Annotated in this window: 20 protein-coding genes and 1 pseudogene; 12 read left to right on the forward strand and 9 right to left on the reverse strand. The window is 71.7% G+C overall.

The window, feature by feature from the left end:
* Positions 1–27 precede the first annotated feature (27 nt).
* From ACQP0U_RS13275 to ACQP0U_RS13300, 6 genes are all read right to left on the reverse strand, one after another.
* On the reverse strand, positions 28–657 hold the full coding sequence (locus ACQP0U_RS13275; protein ID WP_433318962.1) for a TetR/AcrR family transcriptional regulator: 630 nt from the start codon (positions 655–657) through the stop codon (positions 28–30).
* Positions 658–812: 155 nt separating this feature from the next.
* Positions 813–2,159 carry a glycosyltransferase gene (locus tag ACQP0U_RS13280; protein ID WP_433318965.1) on the reverse strand — a complete coding sequence of 449 codons (1,347 nt, stop codon included), beginning with the start codon at positions 2,157–2,159 and terminating at the stop codon, positions 813–815.
* The gene (locus tag ACQP0U_RS13285; RefSeq protein ID WP_433318968.1) at positions 2,156–2,338 is read right to left on the reverse strand and encodes a hypothetical protein; all 183 of its coding nucleotides are present in this window, start codon (positions 2,336–2,338) and stop codon (positions 2,156–2,158) included. The genes ACQP0U_RS13280 and ACQP0U_RS13285 overlap by 4 nt, the downstream gene beginning before the upstream one ends.
* A 381-nt stretch (positions 2,339–2,719) precedes the next feature.
* Positions 2,720–3,619, reverse strand: a complete 900-nt coding sequence (locus tag ACQP0U_RS13290) for a Gmad2 immunoglobulin-like domain-containing protein (protein WP_433318971.1) — start codon at positions 3,617–3,619, stop codon at positions 2,720–2,722.
* A complete protein-coding gene (locus ACQP0U_RS13295) occupies positions 3,616–5,085 on the reverse strand; it encodes an ATP-binding protein (RefSeq protein WP_433318974.1) in 1,470 nt (489 codons plus the stop codon). The genes ACQP0U_RS13290 and ACQP0U_RS13295 overlap by 4 nt, the downstream gene beginning before the upstream one ends.
* 12 nt (positions 5,086–5,097) lie before the next feature.
* Positions 5,098–5,778, reverse strand: coding sequence for a response regulator (locus ACQP0U_RS13300; RefSeq protein ID WP_433318977.1), 681 nt, complete (start codon positions 5,776–5,778; stop codon positions 5,098–5,100).
* A gap of 166 nt (positions 5,779–5,944) precedes the next feature.
* Between ACQP0U_RS13300 and ACQP0U_RS13305 the strand changes: the two genes are divergently transcribed.
* From ACQP0U_RS13305 to ACQP0U_RS13330, 6 genes are all read left to right on the forward strand, one after another.
* Complete coding sequence (locus ACQP0U_RS13305; RefSeq protein ID WP_433318980.1) at positions 5,945–6,286, forward strand: L-rhamnose mutarotase; 342 nt, start codon at positions 5,945–5,947, stop codon at positions 6,284–6,286.
* Between the two features lie 157 nt (positions 6,287–6,443).
* Complete coding sequence (locus tag ACQP0U_RS13310; RefSeq protein WP_433318983.1) at positions 6,444–7,271, forward strand: peptidoglycan-binding domain-containing protein; 828 nt, start codon at positions 6,444–6,446, stop codon at positions 7,269–7,271.
* A gap of 255 nt (positions 7,272–7,526) precedes the next feature.
* Positions 7,527–7,940, forward strand: coding sequence for a DUF6069 family protein (locus ACQP0U_RS13315; RefSeq protein WP_433318986.1), 414 nt, complete (start codon positions 7,527–7,529; stop codon positions 7,938–7,940).
* A gap of 38 nt (positions 7,941–7,978) precedes the next feature.
* Complete coding sequence (locus ACQP0U_RS13320; RefSeq protein ID WP_433318989.1) at positions 7,979–8,332, forward strand: YciI family protein; 354 nt, start codon at positions 7,979–7,981, stop codon at positions 8,330–8,332.
* A gap of 23 nt (positions 8,333–8,355) precedes the next feature.
* Positions 8,356–9,555 (forward strand): RNA polymerase sigma factor, encoded by a 1,200-nt coding sequence (locus ACQP0U_RS13325; protein ID WP_433318992.1) that lies wholly within the window; start codon positions 8,356–8,358, stop codon positions 9,553–9,555.
* On the forward strand, positions 9,552–10,130 hold the full coding sequence (locus tag ACQP0U_RS13330; RefSeq protein ID WP_433318995.1) for a dihydrofolate reductase family protein: 579 nt from the start codon (positions 9,552–9,554) through the stop codon (positions 10,128–10,130). The genes ACQP0U_RS13325 and ACQP0U_RS13330 overlap by 4 nt, the downstream gene beginning before the upstream one ends.
* A 65-nt stretch (positions 10,131–10,195) precedes the next feature.
* Here the strand turns inward: ACQP0U_RS13330 and ACQP0U_RS13335 are convergent, their stop codons facing one another.
* Positions 10,196–10,759, reverse strand: coding sequence for an AMIN-like domain-containing (lipo)protein (locus ACQP0U_RS13335; protein ID WP_433318998.1), 564 nt, complete (start codon positions 10,757–10,759; stop codon positions 10,196–10,198).
* Between the two features lie 209 nt (positions 10,760–10,968).
* On the opposite strand from ACQP0U_RS13335, the pseudogene ACQP0U_RS13340 reads away from it, so the two are divergent.
* The 3 genes and pseudogenes from ACQP0U_RS13340 to ACQP0U_RS13350 all read left to right on the forward strand — a co-directional run.
* A pseudogene (locus ACQP0U_RS13340) lies at positions 10,969–11,427 on the forward strand (snapalysin family zinc-dependent metalloprotease); the annotation flags it as partial.
* On the forward strand, positions 11,404–12,183 hold the full coding sequence (locus ACQP0U_RS13345) for a S1 family peptidase (protein WP_433320798.1): 780 nt from the start codon (positions 11,404–11,406) through the stop codon (positions 12,181–12,183). The pseudogene ACQP0U_RS13340 and the gene ACQP0U_RS13345, both read left to right, overlap by 24 nt.
* Positions 12,184–12,308: 125 nt before the next feature.
* Positions 12,309–12,956 (forward strand): hypothetical protein, encoded by a 648-nt coding sequence (locus ACQP0U_RS13350; RefSeq protein ID WP_433319001.1) that lies wholly within the window; start codon positions 12,309–12,311, stop codon positions 12,954–12,956.
* 22 nt (positions 12,957–12,978) lie between these two features.
* Here the strand turns inward: ACQP0U_RS13350 and ACQP0U_RS13355 are convergent, their stop codons facing one another.
* On the reverse strand, positions 12,979–13,794 hold the full coding sequence (locus ACQP0U_RS13355) for a DUF3152 domain-containing protein (RefSeq protein WP_433319004.1): 816 nt from the start codon (positions 13,792–13,794) through the stop codon (positions 12,979–12,981).
* 138 nt (positions 13,795–13,932) lie between these two features.
* On the opposite strand from ACQP0U_RS13355, the gene ACQP0U_RS13360 reads away from it, so the two are divergent.
* Positions 13,933–14,433: a SigE family RNA polymerase sigma factor gene (locus tag ACQP0U_RS13360; protein ID WP_433319007.1), complete on the forward strand. Its 501-nt coding sequence runs from the start codon at positions 13,933–13,935 to the stop codon at positions 14,431–14,433.
* Positions 14,430–15,188: a hypothetical protein gene (locus ACQP0U_RS13365; protein ID WP_433319009.1), complete on the forward strand. Its 759-nt coding sequence runs from the start codon at positions 14,430–14,432 to the stop codon at positions 15,186–15,188. Before ACQP0U_RS13360 ends, ACQP0U_RS13365 begins: the two co-directional genes overlap by 4 nt.
* A 14-nt stretch (positions 15,189–15,202) precedes the next feature.
* On the opposite strand, the gene ACQP0U_RS13370 is transcribed toward ACQP0U_RS13365, so the two are convergent.
* Positions 15,203–17,971 (reverse strand): ATP-binding protein, encoded by a 2,769-nt coding sequence (locus ACQP0U_RS13370; RefSeq protein WP_433319012.1) that lies wholly within the window; start codon positions 17,969–17,971, stop codon positions 15,203–15,205.
* Between the two features lie 202 nt (positions 17,972–18,173).
* Here ACQP0U_RS13370 and ACQP0U_RS13375 point away from each other — a divergent pair, with 202 nt between their 5' ends.
* Complete coding sequence (locus tag ACQP0U_RS13375) at positions 18,174–19,625, forward strand: M28 family peptidase (RefSeq protein WP_433319015.1); 1,452 nt, start codon at positions 18,174–18,176, stop codon at positions 19,623–19,625.
* Positions 19,626–19,666 lie beyond the last annotated feature (41 nt).

Genomic DNA, 19,666 nt, shown 5'->3' on the forward strand with positions numbered 1-19,666 from the left:
CCTTCCGTGTTGCGAATATTCGATGAATCAGGCCGGCGACGGACGGTCGTGCTGATAGCGGAGCACCGGGATCAGCACCTGGTCGACGACCTGGGTGAGGAACGCGTCATCGGCGGGTAGGCCGTGCGCGACGATGCGGGACATGGTGAGCGCGGGCGCCAGGTCGTGGAACAGTTCCCGCTCGCCGGCCTCCGGCGGGATCTCCCCGCGGGCGGCGGCCCGGACCAGGATGGCGGTGCTGGCCACTCGCCCGGCCGGCAGCACCTGGTGACGCACCAGGCGTTCCAGCTCGGGGTTGGTCCGCATGGCGAACGTCAACGCCTGCATCAGGTCGCAGTCGGCCACGCAGATCGCGGCCGTGGCCCGCAGCAACTCGATCAGATCCCCGCGGAGGGAGCCGGTGTCGGGCGGGTTGTGCACACCCACGTGCCGGTCGCGTAGGGCGGCGACGACCAGCTCCGCCTTGCCGTCCCAGCGCCGGTAAATGGTGGCCTTGCTGACGTGGGCGCGGGCGGCGACGGCGTCGATGGTCATCCGGTCGAAGCCGACCTCGCGCAGGGTGTCGATGACGACGGTGAACAGGTCACTCTCGGTGCAGCGCGGACTCCGGGCTGCCGGCACCCCGGCACCCGCGCCCACCTGCTGACCACCCAGCATCCCCGAAGCCCCCCGCGAAACGATGTCGTACCGACACTAGTTCGCGGATGCCCGTACGTGCAGGCTTTCGTGAGTTGCGTCGCACCCAGCCGGCGAAACGACCACGTTTCGCATGGCGTCAGCTCAGGTGTCAGGATCAGCACGGGGTCGCGAGGTCAGGAACCCAGCGCCACTTCCACCTTCTTGCGGGTGCCCCAGCCGGTGCGCCAGCAGGTGGCGATGCCGTACCAGCGGATCGCCCGCAGCACGACCAGGGCGAACACCACCGCGACGGGCGTGAGCAGCCAGGTGCCCCACTGGTAGGCCGTCGACTGGTCCGATCGTCGCACCGTCATGTAGCGGAGCGCCTGCCCGTACCCGACGATCAACGGCACAGCCACCAGCCACGGAATCGCCCGCGGATCGGGGTCGATGATCGGCGACAGGATCGCCACCGCCACGAACAGCACCGTCGCGACCACCGTGGCCGCCCAACGCAGCAGGTGCAGCCACCACGCGATCGACCGCAACGACAGGTACCGGACCCGCCACCAGGTCCTGATGAAGCTGCCGCGCATCCAGCGCAGGAACATCCGGCAGAAGTGCCCGGTGTTCTCCGGCATGAGGGAGAACGCGAACGCCGACGGCTGCTGCACGGTACGCCCCCGGACCATCGCGAAGAGGGTGAGGAGGGAGTCGTCGGAGAAGGGCACCCGCCGGCCGAAGAACGTCTCGGTCAGATACGCGCCGAGGTTGTCGCGAACCACCTCCGCGCGGTAGGCGGCGATCGGCCCCGAGTTCACCCACACACACCCGAACACCGACAGCGACGACCGGTCGGTGAGCTGCCCGGTCACCAGCCAGAGGTCGGTGAAGCGGGTGAGGAAGCTGCTCCGCACATTCGCGGCCATCACCACCCCCGCGACGGACTGCACCGCCGGATCGGCGAAGGGCTTCAACAGCTCCCTGAGGGCGTTCGGGTCCGAGATGGTGTCCGAGTCCACCGTCCAGTAGACGTCGGCTGCCGGTGTCGACCGCACCGCGGCGGCCTGGGCGTGCCGTTTCCCGGCATTGGGTTGGATGTGCCAGGCGGCGATGATGCCGTGTACGGGGGCGACGTCGAGAAACCACCGCTTGATCGGCTGGTAGCCCTCGGTCAGCTTCGACCCGTCGTCCACCACGTAGATGGTGTTCGGTCTGCGGGTCTGGAAGATCATGGATTCGAGGCAGGCCCGCAGCGCGCCCGGATCCTCGTTGTACGCCGGCACGACAGCCACCACGTGCAGCGCGTCGAGGCGCCCCTGCATCCGGTCGGTGACCACGGCGGGCTTCTCCAGATAGGAGGTGCCGAGCTGCCAGATCAGCAGCAGGAACATGGCGGCGTACGCGAAGGTGAAGCGGTGACCGCCTCCGTCGATGGCGCCGATCACGGCGAGGACGTGATGGGCTGTCCACGCCGCCGCGGCGGCCAGGACGACCGCCGCGGCGAACAGGACACGACCCTTCGTGACGCTCGCGGTCACTGGCCGACCGACTGCTTACGACGGAACGTCATCCGGATCATGATGAAGCCGACGAGGACGGCGGTCGCTCCGGTGATGGCGATGGTGAGCGGCAGGGGGAGGGCGTAGCTGCCGATACCGGCCGCGCCGCCGATCGTGACAACGCCCATACCGGTACGGGGAAGGCTGCCACCGGACATGATGGATCTCCGCTCTGTGAGGGATGGTGAGGCTGCCGCGGCGACCGGTACGACTCCAGTGTGGTCCGGCCGTCACGGGGCTGAACAGCGAATATGACTGTGCGCAATGACGCGCTCACGTTCGCAAACATGTCTGCCCGGGTCAATCTCGAAGGTCACGTGAACGGCGGTCCAACCGGGCCCGACGAGCCTCTCCGCTACCGGCGTGTCGGCGACGTTCCCACCGGCTCCACGGCGTGTGGCCTGCGCTTTCACCGCGAGGCGCCGCGCCAGCTCGGGGAGTGCCGACGAGCGTCTGCTTTGTCGGGTAGACGTCAGGACCGCACGTCGGCATCGACAAACGGATGACGCATCGGGTTAACACCCTGTCGGGCAGGGCGGTCAGTCGCGGGGTGCGAGGAGCACCGGCACGGCCATCGTGTTGATCCGCGCGCCGTCGCGGGCGGACACCTCGTACACCTCGACCGTGCCCTTCTGTTCCCGGGTCGTGCGCCAGCCGACCTGCACCCGGTAGCCGCCCCGGCAGCCACTTCCGCAACTGGCGGTGCCGAACCCGGTGGCCACCTCCCGGCCGGCGGCGTCCAGCACCCGGACGCTCACCGTGGCCTCGAACACGGTGGCGGTGCCGCTGACGACGAGCGGGGAGGAGACGCGCTCGCCGGGGATCGGGCCGGTGACCACGATCGGTGGCAGCAGGTCCGCGTAGTCCGCCCGATCCACCGGAGACCCCCCGTCCAAACGGACCTGACGCACGGTGGGGAACTGGGTGAGCGTCCACACCACCTGCGCCTCGCGCAGCCGCCGGGTGGCCGCATCACCGAGGGACGGCACCTGCAGCGTCGCCACGCCGTCGGCGATGCGGGTGACCTCGACGCCGGCCGGAAGCAGTGTGGTCATCCCGGTGGCGGCCTCGGCCGGGCTCGGCCCGGCGGCCAGTTCGGTGAGCGCCAGCCGGGACGTCGCGATGGTGGCCGGCCGGGTGCGCCGGGTCGGCACGAGCAGCCCGGCGCGGACGTACCACAGCTCGATCGTCACCGGGTCCGGCCGGCGCGTGCCAGCGGACGACGCCGCCGACGGACGCGGTGGCCGGTTCGTGGGCGGTGGCGCCGGTTCCCCGGCCGAGGTCGGGGTGGGTTCCGGACGGTAGGTGGGTGCGGCGCTCGTCGCCGGCGCGGTGGGTGCCGGGCCCAGGTCGCCGGAGCGGGGAGTGCCGCAGCCGCCGAGCAGGAGCGCCGCGACGAGCAGAGGTACGCCCAGCGAGACCGTGCCCCGGCGGCTCATCCCACGCCGCCCGCCGCGTCAGCGGTACGCCCGGCCGGGCCGCTGTCGGCGCGGTCGTCCGGGCGCGGCACGTCACCGTGCCGCCCGGCGGGACCGTCAGCGGACAGCTCCAGCCGGAACCGGGTGCCCTCGCCCGGTTCGCTGCGCACGCCCAGCGCGCCGCCGAGCAGCTCGGCGTGCTCCCGCGCGATGGCCAGGCCGAGCCCACTTCCCGGCGCGGAGCGGGACCTGTCGACCTGGTGGAACCTGTCGAACACACGGGGCAGATGCTCGGCCGGGATGCCCGGCCCCTGATCGGTCACCTCGAAGACGACACGGGAGCCCACGCCCACCACGCTGGCCCTGATCTCTCCACCGCCGTGCTCGACCGCGTTGGCGACCAGGTTGGCCAGCACGCGCTCCAGCCGACGTGGGTCGGTACGCACCGTGACCGGGTCACCGGTGACCCGCACCCGCGGCGACCAGCCGCGCGCCGTGACGATGGCGTGCAGCAGCGCCACCGCGTCGACCGGCTCGACGGCCAGTTGCTCCCGCCCGGCGTCCAGTCGCGATATCTCCATCAGGTCCTCCACCAGCCGGCGCAGCCGGACCACGTCGCCGACCAACAGCCGGGCGGCCGGCCGGGCGTCGTCGGGCAACCGGTCGAGGTGCTCGCGCAGCAGCGACGCCGCGGCCACCAACGCTGTCACCGGGGTACGCAGCTCGTGTGCCACGTCGGCGGTGAACCGCCGCTCGCGGGCCTGCGCCGCCGACAGCGCCGCGATCTTCGACTCCAGTGCCTCGGCCATCTCGTTGAACGTCGCCGCCCACACGCTGAACTCGTCGCGCCCGCGGACCGGCAGGCGGGTGGCGAGCAGGCCCTCGGTGAGCGCCTGGGCGGCCCGGCTGGCCCGGCCCACCGGCTCCAACGTGCGGCGGGCCAGCGCGTGACCCACAGCGGCGGCGAGCAGCACCACGAGCGCCCAGCCGGCCACCAGCGCGGTGCGCAGCTGACCCAGGTCGGTGGCGACGTCGTCCTCGACGGTGAGGACGTACAGCTCGGCGGTCGAGCCCGGGATGCGCCCACCGATCACCAGCAGCCGAGGACGCTCCGCCGGCGCGGAACGCTGGTAGCCGAGCCGCCCGTCCGCGACGACCGTCCGCAACCGGGTGCCCAGCACCGGGGCGTACGCGGGGTGCGAGGCGCGGGCCGGGCCGTCGACGAGCACCACGTGCCGGCCGCTGGCCTCGAAGCTGGTCAGCAGTTCGGTGCTGCGCTGCTCGGTCAGCGGCAGGAACTGCCCGGCGAGAACGAGCTGGTAGCGGGCGTCGGCGGCGGCCTCGTGCAGCGACGCGTCCAACCAGGACTGCCGCAGCAGCAGCCCGGTCCCGCCGGCGAGCAACCCGGCCGAGACGCCGGCGACCAGGACGAACGCGATCGTCAGCCGGCGTCGCAGACGGCCCGGGAGCACCGCGCGTCCGGCCATCGCCGCCCCCCGTCAGCCCGTCGACAGCTTGTAGCCGGCGCCGCGCACGGTCCGGATCAGCCGTGGCTGCGCCGGATCGTCCTCGATCTTGGCGCGTAGCCGCTGCACCGCCACGTCCACAAGTCGCGAGTCGCCGAGGAAGTCGTGGTTCCAGACCAGGTCCAGCAGCAGCTCCCGGGTGAAGACCTGGCCGGGTCGGCGGGCCAGCTCCAGCAACAGGCGGAACTCGGTGGAGGTCAGCGTCACCTCCTGGCCGTGCCGGCGGACCACGAAGGCGCCCGGGTCGATCTCCAGGCCGTCGACCTCGATGACGCCCGACGGGGCCGGCACGCTCACCCGGCGCAGCACCGAGCGAACCCGGGCCACCAGCTCGGGCAGGTCGAAGGGCTTGCGCAGGTAGTCGTCCGCGCCGCACTCCAGCCCGACGACCACGTCGATGGTGTCGGTGCGCGCGGTCAGCATCAGGATCGGCACCTGACTGGTCCGCCGGATCTCCCGGCAGACCTCCAGACCGTCCAGACCCGGCAGCATGATGTCGAGCACGATCAGGTCGACCGGGTGAGCGCGGAACGCGGCCAGGGCATGCCGCCCGTCGACGGCGGTGTCGACCCGGAAGCCGGCGCGGCGCAGGCCGAGGGCGGTGACCTCCCGGATCGAGAAGTCGTCCTCGACCACCAGCACGCGGCCCTCCATCACCCGAGGGTAGACCCGACGCCACGGTGCGTAGTCCTGGCGAAACGGTCGACATCGGCGGCCGGCTGGCCCCCTGCCCGGCACTGTCCAACCGCTACCGTCAGGTGCCTTCGGCACCCCTGAGCCAGCTCCCACGAAAGGGCACGACGTGAAACGTCATGGCTGCGTGATCCGACTCCGCCCCGAGCAGCGGGAAACCTACCTGCGGTTGCACGCCGCCGTCTGGCCGAGCGTCGAGAAGACGCTGCGCGAGGCGAACTTCCGCAACTACACCATCTTCCTCCACGACGACCTGCTCTTCGGCTACTACGAGTACGTCGGCGACGACTACGAGGCCGACCTGCGGCTGATCGCCGCGGACCCGCAGACGCAGGAGTGGTGGAAGCTGACCGACCCGTGTCAGGAGTCGGTCGCCGAGCCCGGCTCGGGGGACTGGTGGGCCCCGATGCGCGAGGTCTGGCACCTCGCCGACGAGGCGACCGCCGTCGCAACCGACCAGGCCCAGTAGGGCTCGCGCAGCTAGCGGAGCTACGACGGCGGGCCACCGACCGGCGGGAGCAGACCCGTGGATGTTCGCACGCCCCGGCGGGGTGACAACTCAGCTCCCGCATTGAAGACTAGCTTCATCCGACCATGTGGATTGGTCAATATCCTACGGAGGAAGCGTGCTCACGAGAAGGAACCTGCTCGTCGCCGCCGGGGCGGCCGTGGTCGGCGCCGTGCCGCTGGCCGGCCCGGCCACGGCCGCGTTGCCGCAGCTGGACATGGAGGCGCTGATCAAGGCGGCGCAGATCGACCCACGTCGGCCGGACACCGCGCTGACCGAGGGGGCCAAGGACAGCGTCCTGCTGGTGGAGCGCGCACTCCAGGCGAGAGGGCTGCTCTCGTCGACGTACGTCGACGGGCACTTCGGCACCAGCACGATCGCCGCGTACGCCGCGTACCAGCGGTCCCTCGGCTACACCGGTCTCGACGCGACGGGTCTTCCCGGCCCGTCGTCGCTGCGGTCGCTCGGCGAGGGGCGGTACACGGTGGTCAGGGCGATCTCGCCCGGCAGCGTGGTGACCCTGCGCGGTGTGCAGGTCAACACCCGCACCAGGTCGATGCTGTTCGAGGCCGAGCGCCTGCTCGGCCGCCAGCTCGGCATCACGCAGGGCTCGTACAGCAGCGGTGTGGGTGCCTCCGCCGGCACGCACGACGGCGGCGGCGCGCTCGACCTCTCGGTCAGCGGTCTCTCCTCGGCGGTCCGGACGGACGTGCTGCGTCGACTGCGCACGGTGGGCTTTGCCGCGTGGCTGCGGACCCCGGCGCAGGGGGACTGGGGCTACCACATCCACGCCATCGCGCTCTCCGACACCGACCAGTCGACAGGTGCGCAGAACCAGGCCGGCGACTATTACCTCGGTCGTAACGGCCTGGCCAACCGGGGCGTCGATGACGGGCCGGCGGTCAGCCCGAAGCGGACCTGGGAGGAGTACCAGCGCACGCTCTGAGGCGGCCTTCACGCCGTCCCATGACCCAACCAGTGGCACCGCACGCCGCCGGCGTGCGGTGCCGCCGGTCGGGCGGCGGAGCTGCGAGAATCGGTGGTCGGGCTGGTCTGCTGTGTCCCGAAAGCGCCTCGTCTGACGCCGAACTCAAAGTCCTTCGAAAAAATGTGGGCGTGCCTGTCGATTGGGATCGGTTCAGTTCGTAGCCCTGGTGAGAGCCCGGCATCGCGACGGGCCGTACACCCACTGGAGGGCACGATGACCGCCACTGCGAACACGACCCACGCCACCACGTCGACCGTCGGTGCGCTGATCCGGACCGGCGTCATCGCCACGGTCGCCGCGAGCACCGCCACCATGGCCGTCGCCGCCGGCGGACACCTGGCGGGCATCAGCCTCGATCTGGCCGGCGCCCCGATCCCCGTGACCGGGTTCGGCGTGCTGACCGCCGTCTTCTCGCTGATCGGCGTGGTCATCGCCGCGCTGCTGGCGCGTTTCGCCCGGCACCCGAGCCGCACGTTCGTCCGCACGACGGTGGCGCTGACGGTCCTGTCGCTGGTGCCGGACGTGATCGCCGACGCCGGGGTGGCCACCAAGGCGCTGCTGATGCTCACCCACCTGGTCGCGGCCGCGATCGTGATCCCCGCTGTCGCGCGCCGCCTGGCCGCCTGACCTGCCGTCACCCACCATAGAGCTACCGGAGGATTGTCATGAAGCAGTACCTGCTGTCCGTGCACTTCGTCGAGGGCGCGCCGACGCCGTCCGACGAGGAGATGCAGACGATGTTCACGGAGACGGGCCGGATCAACGACGACATGCAGGCCGCGGGCGCCTGGGTCTTCGGTGGGGGACTCGCCTCGCCGGACACCGCCACCGTCGTCCGGGTGGAGAACGGCACCACCACCATGAGCGACGGACCGTTCGCCGAGACGAAGGAGCACATCGCCGGGTTCTGGGTCATCAGGTGCGCCGACCTGGACGCGGCGCTGGCCTGGGCCGAGAGGTGCTCGGCGGCCTGTGGCCCGGTCGAGGTACGCCCCTTCGACGACCTGTCCCAGGCCTGACCGACCAGGAGCAGTCTCCCGACATGGACCTGGCGAGCATCTACCGCGCGGAGTATGGCCGCTGCGTCGCCACGCTGGCCCGCCTCCTCGGTGACATCAACCTCGCCGAGGAGGCGGTCCAGGACGCCTTCACCACAGCGCTGCAGAAGTGGCAGACCCTGCCGCCGAACCCAGGCGCCTGGATCGTGACCACCGCGCGCAACCGGGCCATCGACCGGCTTCGCCGGGAGTCGACCCGCGAGGCCCGGCACGCCCAGGCCCTGCTGCTGCACCAACAGGACGAGCCCCGGGAGGTGGGACCGGTGAAGGACGACCAGCTGCGACTCATATTCACCTGCTGCCACCCGGCGCTCGCTCCGGAGGCGCGAACGGCCCTCACGCTGCGCCTGCTCGGCGGCCTCGACGTGCCGGAGATCGCCCGGGCGTACCTGATCCCGGAGGCGACAGTCGCCCAGCGGATCGTGCGCGCCAAGAAGAAGATCCGAGACGCCGCGATCCCGTACCGGGTGCCCGCCGAACATGAGCTGCCGGACCGCTTGCCGCCCGTGCTCACCGTGCTCTACCTGATGTTCAACGAGGGCTACGCGTCCACCGCCGGACCGTTGATCAGAACGGATCTGTGCACCGAGGCGATCCGGCTCGCCCGCGAACTCGCGGCGTTGATGCCCGACGAGCCCGAGGTCCTGGGTCTGCTCGCTCTGCTGCTGCTGACCGAGGCGCGCCGCCCGGCCCGGCTCGACCGGACCGGCGAACTGGTGCTCCTGCCCGACCAGGACCGCTCCCTGTGGAACCGGGCACTCATCGCCGAGGGCCACGACCTGGTCCGCCGTTGCCTGCGCCGCAACCGGCCCGGCGTGTACCAGATCCAGGCCGCGATCAGCGCTGTGCACACCGACGGCGCCGCCACCGACTGGCCGCAGGTCCTGGCGCTGTACGACCAGCTCCTCGCGCTCGCGCCAACCCCTGTCGTCGCGCTCAACCGTGCGGTTGCCGTCGCCGAGGTGCACGGACCGGCGGTGGCCCTCGCCGCGTTGGAGGGCGTCGATCTTCCGGGCTTTCACCGTCTGCCCGCCACCCGCGCCGAACTGCTGGCCCGGCTCGGACGCGACGACGAGGCCCGAGCCGCCTACGACCAGGCCCTGGCACTGGCCACCAACGCGACCGAGCGGGCCCATCTGCAGAAACGTCGTACCGCACTCACACCCGAATGGAGAGCATCATGACAGCTACCTACACCGTCGACGTCTTTTCCAGCCTCGATGGCTTCGGCACCACGAGCGGAGACTGGGGCGGCTACTGGGGCAAGCAGGGCCCCGAACTGCTCGCCCACCGTCTGGCCGTGTACGGCGCGGAGCAGCGCATGGTCTTCGGGGCCGGCACGTACCGGGTGTTCGCGCAGATGCTGGCCGCGAGCACCGAGGAGTCCGATGTGCGCGACGCCTGGGTGACCCGGATGAGGAGCCTCCCGGCGACGGTGGTGTCGAACACGCTGGAAGGCCCCCTCGACTGGCCGGACGCGACAGTCGCGCGCGGTGACGCCGTTGATGTCGTCGCCCGGCTCAAGAAGGAGTCCGATGTGCCCCTGCGGTCGCACGGCAGCCTGTCGTTGAACCGGGCGTTGATGGCCGCCGGGCTTGTCGACTTCGTCCAGGTGACGCTCTTCCCGGTGATCACCGGTCAGACCGGAACGGAGCCGATCTTCCAGGGTGCGGCCGACTTCGACCTGGAGCTGATCGAGAGCCGGACCCTCGACGGCCGCTCCCTGGAACTCGTCTATCGGCCCACCCTGCACGTCTGAGTCACCGGCACCCGAGGTCGGCCGGGATTCGTCGTCGGCCTACCTCGGCGCGCCGTCGAGACGGGTCACCACTGGTGGGCCACGTCGAGCACGATCCGGCTGTGGGTGCCCGGTCCGGCCAACACGAAGGTGCGGAACGGCAACCGCGCCCGCACGCCGACGGCGAAGGTGCTGTATCCCTCGAAGCTGCCGCCGAAGACCACGTCGCGCAGCGTCGAATAGCGCAGCACGTTCGTCACGTGCTCGCCGACCGCGTACGGCACCGTACCCAGGTGGTCGTCGTCGTACGCCGGGGCCCGCAACGAGACCCGCAGCAGCGCGCCCCCGGCGGTGTACGGCGACAGTGCCAGCCCTTCGCCCTCGGTCCACGTCTCGCCGTAGCCGATCGCGTAGCCGTCGACCGGGCCGGCGAACTCGAACACCACCCGGTCGTAGCAGTCGTGCCGGCCGGTGCGGACGTCGACAAGCGGCGCGTCGCTCAGCGCGCCTGCGGACTTCTCCGCGCTGCCCCAGGTGATCCCGCAGTACGGTGCCGCGGTCGTGCCGCCTGCGGCGGTGCTGCTGCTCGCGCTGGCGACCAGCCCGGCGAGGACGACCACCAACGCGGTAAGTGCGCTCCTGATCCTCATTGTGGATTCTCCGTTCGATACCGGGGTCACGTCGCGGCGGCGCTGCCGGTGACCCTCTGCCGCCACCGTCGTCCTGCCCCGGCACAGGCGCTTCGCCGCGGCGTAACCGCTGGGTAACAGCCTCCACATCGCCGGTATGACGCTTCCGCTATGCCGAACATCGATCGCCGTCACATTAATATCTACGTGCATCGATGACCCGGTGACCGATGGGCCGCCGGACGACAGCAGGGGAGTGCGTGATGTTCCGACGACAACTGAGACGTGCGGCGCTGGCCATGCTGGTGGCGGTCCTGGCGGCAGCCGGGGTCCAGCTCGCCACCGGCGCTCCGGCCGCCGCTGTCCGGACCGTCTACTACGACGCGAGCCGGACCGGCGAGTTCCGTACCAACTTCGACCAGGCGGCACAGATCTGGAACAGCCGGGTCAGCAACGTCCGGCTCCTGGCCGGCACCCCGGCCAGCATCACCATCTACGTCGACGACGGCTGGCCCCGCGCGCAACCGACGGGTCTCGGCTCCGGCCGGATCTGGATGGGTCGCACGGCCGTCAACCAGGGCTATGACCGCAACCGCATCGCCGCCCACGAACTCGGCCACATCCTGGGCCTGCCGGACCGGCGTACCGGCCTCTGCTCCGACCTGATGTCCGGCAGCAGCGCCCCGGTCTCGTGCCGCAACGCGAACCCCAGCGCGGCCGAGGCGAGCCGGGTGAACTCGCTGTTCGCCGGCAGCCTGGCCGCGCCGGCCAGCACGACGTACACCTGGATCGGCGCCTCGGACATCGGCCCGACGGTGGTCGGTGGCCGGCCGGCCACCGAGAACTACCCGTTCATGGTCTACGTCTCCGGCTGCACCGGCACCCTGATCAAGGGCAACTGGGCGGTCACGGCCAAGCACTGCTCGACGCCGTCCTCGGTGCGGGTGGGCAGCATCAACCGCTCCAGCGGCGGCACTGTGGTGCGGGTGACCCGTGCGGTCAACCACCCGAGCGTCGACGTCAAGCTGCTGCAACTGGCCAGCTCGGTCACGTACGCGCCGGCCCCGATCCCGAGCACCTCCGGTGCGGTCGGCACCGCCACCCGGATCATCGGCTGGGGCCAGACGTGCGCTCCCCGGGGCTGCGGTTCGGCGCCGGCCGTGGCCAACGAGCTGGACACGTCCATCGTGGCCGACAGTCGGTGCTCCGGCATCAACGGCCCGTACGAGATCTGCACCAACAACACCAACGGCAACTCGGGCGCCTGCTACGGCGACTCGGGCGGGCCGCAGGTGCGCCGGGTCAACGGAGTGTGGAACCTGATCGGCGCGACGAGTCGGGCCGGCAACAACAACTCCACCTGCGCCACCGGCCCGTCCATCTACGTCGACCTGCCGTCGATCCGATCGTGGATCTCCACCCAGGTCGGTGGTCTGCCCGTCTGACCATCAGGGACACCGCAGGCGGGGGTGAGCGTCAGAGGCATCCCCGCCCCGGTGTGCCGGTGTCACCCACACCGTCCCACGATGCGGTACGGTGCGTGGCATATCGGCACATCGGAGGTGGCTCCATGCCTACCGTCGTCGTCCTCGCGCTGACCCTCGCCCTCGTTCCCGCGCCGTCCCCGTCGGCCACCTCTGATCCGCTCGGCGACATCATCGGCGGCGTCGGCCAGATCGTCGACGACCTGCTCGGCGGTGGCACGCCGAGTGCCACTCCCACGCCGAGCGCCACCCCCACGGGGGTGTCCACGCCGAGTCGGCCACCGGTTGCCGGTCAGCCCAGCCCGGTGGAGCCCATCGTGGTTCCCGTGCCCGCCGGGTCGGCGGGAGGTGTTCCCGCACCCGCCGCCCCCGATCGCCGTACCGCTGGCGGGGGCACCGGCACCCGCGAGGCTTCCGTGCCCTGGCGCGACGGCGACACCCCCGCACCGACCGCCCCGCCCGCGCTCGCCAACCCCACAGGCAGTGCCTGGCCACCCGTGTCGTACCTGCTGCTCGTGGCGGTCCTCGTGCTGCTGGCGCTGCTGCTCCTGCGCCGCCGGGCCCCGGTTCCCGCCGCCACGCCGGACCCCGGTCCCGTACCGGATTCCGGCCCGGCACCGGATCCCGGCCCGGTTCCGGACAACGTCAGCCGGTTGCCGACCAGCCTCAACGCCATCTACGAGATGGGCCGGCTGGATGAGCGAATCGAACAGGAGCGCCGCAGGCGAACCTGAGGGCGGGCCACCCGCCGTCGGGTCAGTGTGCCGAGTAGGCGCCCTCCCGCCGGGGGATCTCGTCGTCGTACGCCCCGACCGGCCCGCTGTAGCGGACCTCGCCATTCGGGTACGGCCAGGCGTTCGCGGCGCAGCCGTGCAGACCGAGCGTCTGCTGCTGCATCACCGGCGCCGGACGGCCCCGCCGTGGGCACCGCTCGTGGCCGTACCCGAGTTTGTGCCCCACCTCGTGGTTGACCATGTACTGCCGGTAGGTGTCCAGGCTGGCGCCGTAACCCGGCACCCCCTTGACCCAACGCGCCACGTTGAGCACGACCCGGCCACCGTTGCGGCAGGAGGTGTAGCCCTCCGGTACGTCCTGGCAGAGGGTGTCGCGGGTGCCGGGCGTCGCCAGGTAGATGGTGAAGTCGGTGGGTTCGCCGGCGCCGACCCGACGCAACCGCCACGCCCCGCCCGCCGTCCACCCACGTGGGTCGTTGAGCGTCGTGGTGATCGCCGTGGCGATGTCAGCCGCCGGCAGGCCCCGGATGTCGCGCTCCACGGCGACCCGGTAGCGCAGCAACCGGCCGCTCGTCGCGCGTCCGGGCGACTTCTCGCCGGGCGCCACCGACCAACGGTTACCGCCGGTGGCGGGGTAGCTGACCGGGATGACGGGCGCGGAGCTGGGCCGGACCTCGGGGGGTCGGCTCGGCCGACCGGTAGGTGTCGCCGGCGCGCCGGGCAGCGGTCCGGTGGCGGGTTGCCCGGCGGCCGGCTGGCCACATCCGGTGAGCAACGCCACCACCAGCAGCGACACCATCCAGGCGGCACCCCGGCGGCGGGTAACCTTCGTCGACATGTCTCTCCCCTCGCGCGTCGCTCGGCGGCGGCGCGGAGGAGAAGACGGGTGACAGTGGCGAAAAGTTGATGTGACCCAGGGCTCAACCTTTTGCCTCCCTCGCCCGTCTCTAGCTCTGTGGCACGGGGAGGGTTCGCGGTGGCGCGGGGTGACGCGGATTTCGTCGAGTTCGCGCGGGCGGCCTCGGCGCGACTGGTGCACGCCGCGTTCCTGATGACCGGCGACCACCACCAGGCCGAGGACGCCGCGCAGACCGCCCTGGTCCGCACCTACGCGTCGTGGTCGCGGATCCACGACGACGACGCCTACGCCTACGCCCGCCGCACGCTCGTCAACCATCTGGTGGACGGGTGGCGACGGCCGATGCGGGAGTACCCGACCGACGAGGTGCCGGAGCAGCGGCGTGGCGACATGGCCGACGACGTGGCGACCCGGCGCTGGTTGATCACCATCCTCGGTGCGCTCAGCCCCCGGGAGCGCGCCATCGTCGTCCTGCGCTACTACTTCGACCTGCCGGAGGCGCAGGTGGCCCGGGAACTCTCCGTTTCCCTCGGCACGGTCAAGAGCACCAGCTCGCGAGCCCTGGAGAAGTTGCGGAGCGCGGCGCCGCGCACGGCCGATGAGGAGGCGCGCCGATGAGCGAGCTGGAACGGCTCCGCCACGCCATGCGGGCGACCGAGCGCCCCGACGCCGTGCTCGATCTGGCCGCCGTGATGCGCGAGGGACGTCGGTTGCGTACCCGTCGACGCGTCGCCGGAGCCGGGGCGGCGACGCTCGCGACCGGCCTGGCCGCCGTGGTCGTCGTGGTGGCGGTGGGAGCGTCCGGGCCGGGCGACCCGGCGCCGACCGAACGCCCACCGCCGGTCGCCGTCGCACCGCCGTCGGTAGGTGTCTCGCCGATGCCGGAGAAGTGGCCGGACCCCACGCCACCGCCGACGGTGGCCCGCGACGAGCCACCACCGAAGCCAATGGGCCAGATTGTCGACAGCGGGGTGCGGCACGGCACCGAGCGTCGGGTCTACTACTTCGTCCCGGTGTCCGTGCCCGGCGCACCCAAGGTGTCCATCGGACTGGCCGCGGGTCGCCAGGCCGCGGACGGCTCGTTGACCACCGACATCCTGGTCAACGACGTCGACGGCAGCGACCGTCGCGCCGGGTTCCACCAGATCGGCTACGACGAGGGCTCCGCCGCACCGGTGCCCACCTTCGGCTACTTCGTCGGCCCCGCCGAACGGATCACCGGCACCGTCGACGGTCGGCAGGTCGACGCCCGGCTGGTGCGCTGGAGTGCCGACAAGCAGGTGATGATCTTCTGGTTCGACCCGGCTCAGCTCGAGCCGGGGGAGCGGCTGGACGGCATCATCGCCCGCGACGGCAGCGGCCGCCGACTCTGACGCGCTGCCGGCGCTCAGGCCAGCCGGCGCTCGATGGTCACCGTCGTACCCTCGGCGGTGGAGACCAGCCGTACGTCGCCGTAGGCGTTCATCAGCAGCGCGCCGCGTCCCCGGTCCATCGCCGGCCGGCGGTCCCGCCAGGTGCCGAAGTCCCGTACCGAGATCCGGACCAGGCCGCCACCCACCCGGACGCGCACACGCACCTCCGGGCGGCTGGGCCGCTGCGCGTGCTCGACGGCGTTGTTCACGGCCTCGGAGGCGGCGAGCAGGAGATCTTCCAGCACGTCCGGGTCGACGCCCAGGTCGCCGAGTGCGCCCCGGACGTCCCCACGCATCGCCGCGGCCGAGGTGGGTGCGGACGGGTACGTCCATCCGACGTCCAGGAGGTCGCCCAGCCCGTCCGGCGCCTCCGCGACCACGGCAGTGTCGCGGACGGGTCCGACCGCCGGGGCCGGCGGGCCGAGGCCGGTCGGGGCGGGTCGCGCCGACGGCGCTGCGGCAGCGATCGTCGCCGGGTCGCCGCCGACTGCCGCCGCCGGGGTACGGTCGCGGGCCCGGCGGATGCTGGCTCGGATCCGGGCGATCAGCTCGGCCGCGGCGAAGGGTTTGACCAGGTAGTCGTCGGCGCCGAGGCTCAAGCCCTCCACGCTGGCCTCCCCGCCGGCACGGGCGGAGAGCACCAGCACCGGCAGCGTCCGGGTCGCCGGGTCCGCGCGCAGCCGGCGTACCAGGTCGAAGCCGTCGAGTACCGGCATCATCACGTCGGTCAGGACCAGGTCCGGCAGGTCGCGCTGGATCTCGTCGAGGGCCTGCCGGCCGTCGGTGACGGCCCGCACCCGCCAGCCCTGCCCGGTGAGCAGCCGGGTGAGGTACGCCCGCATGTCGGCGTTGTCGTCGGCGAGCAGGATCCGGGCCCCGGCCAGCTCGTCCATGGTCGGCCCGGACTCGGGATCGGGCTCGGCCAGTGCGTCGTCGGGTTCGGTGAGCCAGCCCATCGCCTCCTCGACGGCGGCGCGGGCCGCGTCGCCCCGCCCGTCCACCGCCGGCCCGGTGACCGGGGTGCGATGCGCCGCCGACCAGGGCAGCGTCACGGTGAACCTGCTGCCGACACCCACCTGGCTGGTCGCTCGAACGCCGCCGCCCTCCAGCCGGGCCAACTCGTGCACCAGGGCCAGGCCGATGCCCGTGCCCTCGTGACTGCGCGAGCGGGCGCCCCGCACCCGGTGAAAGCGTTCGAAGAGTTTGGGCAGGTCCCGTTCGGCGATGCCGATACCGGTGTCGGCGACGGTGAGGCGTACCTCCTCGTCGTCGGCGTCGAGCGTGACCCGGATGCGGCCGATGAAGGTGTACTTCAGGGCGTTGGAGAGCAGGTTCGTGACGATGCGTTCCCAGTTGACCGGGTCGACCGCGACCGGCCGGGGCAGCGGTGGGCAGCTCACCTCCAGGGTCAGCCCGGCCCGCTCGACGGCGGCCCGGAACACCCCGGCGAGCTCGGCGGTCAGCGCGGCCAGGTCGACCACCCGGGCGTCGCTGCGCGCGCGCCCGGCCTCCAGGCTGGAGAAGGTGAGCAGACTGTTGACGAGCGTCAACAGTCGGGTGGCGTTACGCCAGCCGGTCTCCACCCGATCCCGCTGCACCGCTGCCAGCGGCGCGGTGGCGTCGGTGAGGGCGTCGGTCAGCGGGCCGAGGATGAGGGTCAACGGGGTACGGAACTCGTGGCTGACGTTGGCGAAGAAGTCGGTCTTGACCCGGTCCAGTTCCGCCATCGCCTCGACCCGGCGCCGCTCCTCCTCGTACTCCTGGGCGTTGCGCAACGCCACCGAGATCTGCTGGGCGAGGAGCTGGTGGAAGGAGTGGTACGCCTCGTCGAGCCCGCGGCTGGGGCTGACCCCCGCGAGCAGCACGCCGAGCGGCTGATCCTCGTCGGCGGAGGGCAGCGGCAGCGCCAGCGCGGTGCGGACCGGGTCGTCCCACGGGCCGGCGGGCAGTGGCAGCCGGTCGGCGACGTCGGTCACCTGGGTCGCCCGGCCCTCGGCGGCGTCCGCCAACCCCCAGGCGTACGCGGACGGGCCCGGGTCGGTCAGCTCGACGGCGTCCGGCAGGGCCTGAGCGTGCCCCTGGTCGCCGCCGGTGCAGGCGACCCGTCGCAGCGCCGTGCCGTCGCGCAGGTAGATGGCGGCGAACGGCACGTCCAGGGGATGGCCGTCGATCACGTCGATCAGCCGGGCGGCGGTGGCGTCCACGTCGACGGTGCGCCCGTCGCCGAGAACGGACAGGTCGCGCAGGAGACGGAGCCGGCGTTCGCCGACCACCTGCTGGGTGACCTCGCTGCACACGGTCAGCACACCGACGGTGTGGCCGTCGTCGTCGCGGGCCGGGGCGTGCGAGACGCTGAAGTAAGCCTCCTCGCGGTAGCCGGCCCGCTCCAGCAGCAGTTGCAGCGCGGGGACCCAGCTGGCCACCCCGGTCGCCATGGCCTCCTCGATCAGCGGGGCGAGCACGTCCCAGCCCTCGGCCAGGGTCACCCGCACGTCGTCGCCGAGCGCGGCGGGATGCTTGTCGCCGATCAGCCCGGAGTACGCGTCGTTGTAGAGCTGGGAGAAGCCGTCGCCCCAGAGCAGCAGCATCGGGTACCGGGAGGAGAGCACCATCCGAACGGCGGAGCGCAGGCTCTGCGGCCACCCGTCGACCGGGCCGAGCGGGGTGCGGGCCCAGTCCAGCTCCGCCATCAACCGCCCGGTGTCGCCGCCCCCGAGGAACAGGTCACTGCTGGGTCGTGTCACGCTCGATCCGACCCCATCGCAAGCCCCCGTTCCGGGCCCGACGACCCCTGCCGCGTTACCTACCCATCCTGGCACCTCTACTCACCTGTGCTGACGCCGGTACCCACAGTCGAACCGGCGGCGGTTCGGGACGAACGACCGATGCCCAATAGATCGATATCTGTAATTGTCTCGGGTATCTCTCCAACCCCGAGGAGCCCCCATGAGAGGCAGAACGCTGAGCGCGGGAGTCGCGCTCGCCGTGTTCGCCGGGATGACGGTGACGCTGGCCACCCAGCCGGCGACCGCGTCACCTCCGACCGCGACGACGCTGACCCGGCCGATCGCCGCGTCCGCCGCCGCGTTGGCAGCACCGGACATCTCCGTCACCAACGTCCAGGCGCACCTGACCCAGTTCAACGCCATCGCCACCAGCAACGGTGGCAACCGACGGGCCGGCTCGGCCGGCTACACCGCCTCGCTCAGCTACGTCAAGACCAGGCTCCAGTCGGCCGGCTACACCGTCAGTGAGCAGTACTGCTCCAGTTGCAGGTACCCCTCGAACAACCTCATCGCCGAGTGGCCCGGCGGCCCCGCCGACCAGGTGGTCATGTTCGGCGCGCACCTGGACGGCGTCTCGGCCGGTCCGGGCATCAACGACAACGCCACCGGCTCGTCGACCCTGCTGGAGAACGCGCTGGTCCTGGCCGCGCAGAACCCGACCATGACCAAGCGGGTGCGGTTCGCCTGGTGGACCGACGAGGAGCAGGGGCTCAACGGCTCCCGGTTCTATGTCAACTCGCTCAGCGCCACCCAGCGCGGCTACATCAAGGGCTACTACAACTTCGACATGGTCGGCTCGGTCAACGGCGGCTACTTCATCAACCGGGTCACGTCGAGCACTGCGGCGCCGCTGAAGGCGTACTGGGACTCGTTGGGTCTGCAGCCGGAGGAGAACGTCGAGGGCCAGGGCCGCTCCGACGACTACTACTTCCAGCAGGCCGGCATCCCCACCTCGGGCTACGCCGCCGGCGCCAGCGCCCGCAAGACCAGCTCCCAGGCGGCCAAGTGGGGCGGCACCGCCAACTCGGCGTACGACCCGTGCTACCACAGGTCCTGTGACACCACCGCCAACGTCAGCGCCACAGTGCTGAACCGGGCGGCCGACGGTGTCGCGTACGCGCTGTGGCAGCTCGCCGTGGGCGGCGGCACCCCGACCTGCACCGGCGGTCAGGTGGTCGGAAACGGCGGCTTCGAGAGCGGCAGCACGCCGTGGACCGCGTCCTCCGGCGTGATCACCAACGCCAGCGGCCAGCCGGCCCGGACCGGGTCGTACAAGGCGTGGCTCAACGGGAACGGCGGCACCAGCACCGAGAGCCTGTCGCAGTCGGTGACCCTGCCGGCCGGTTGCGCCACGTACACGCTGTCGTTCTGGCTGCACATCGACACCGCCGAGACCACCAGCTCCACGGCGTACGACCGGCTCACCGTGCAGGTGGGTTCGACCACGCTGGCGACGTACTCGAATCTCAACGCCGCCTCCGGTTACGTGCAGCGCAGCTTCAACGTGGCCGGGTTCGCCGGGCAGACGGTGACGCTGCGGTTCGCCGGCACCGAGGACTCGTCGTTGCAGACCAGCTTCGTGGTCGACGACGTGACGTTGCAGGCGAGCTGACCGCGTACCCGAGAACGGGCCGCCACCGGTCTTCCCGGTGG

It is taken from the genome of Micromonospora sp. CA-269861, from assembly GCF_050948505.1.
Lineage (GTDB): Bacteria > Actinomycetota > Actinomycetes > Mycobacteriales > Micromonosporaceae > Micromonospora.